This window comes from Sphingomonas sp. CFBP 13728 (assembly GCF_014841895.1).
Classification (GTDB): domain Bacteria; phylum Pseudomonadota; class Alphaproteobacteria; order Sphingomonadales; family Sphingomonadaceae; genus Sphingomonas.
Genome location: NZ_JACYUS010000021.1, coordinates 1 through 307, shown reverse-complemented (window position 1 = coordinate 307; position 307 = coordinate 1). Strand labels below are relative to the sequence as shown.

The window sequence follows — 307 nt, the reverse complement described above, 5'->3', positions numbered from 1 at the left end:
CTACGAAGGGCGACGGCGACACCTACGAGGCAAGTGCCTCCACAGGCATCCCGCTCGGAGCGAACGGCGTTCTGCGCCTGACCGCGGCTTACCAACACCGGGATGGCACCAATCGTGCGCGGGCGGATACGCGGCAGCAGTATTTCGGAACGAACGCCGCTGGTCGGCCAGTCGCGCCCTCTGGCAACTATGGCTCCGGTGTTGGACTGACACCATCGAACGGGACGCTCGACCCGAGGGAAGCCGGGTTCGACCGGAACGTATTCCAGCAGGGCGACCAGCCAAACCGAAACTACCAGCTCTTCTA

At 64.2% G+C, this 307-nt stretch carries 1 pseudogene; it reads left to right on the top strand.

Annotation, left to right across the window (positions count from 1 at the left end):
• Nucleotides 1-307 (top strand): annotated as a pseudogene (locus IFT67_RS20510) (TonB-dependent receptor plug domain-containing protein); the annotation flags it as partial.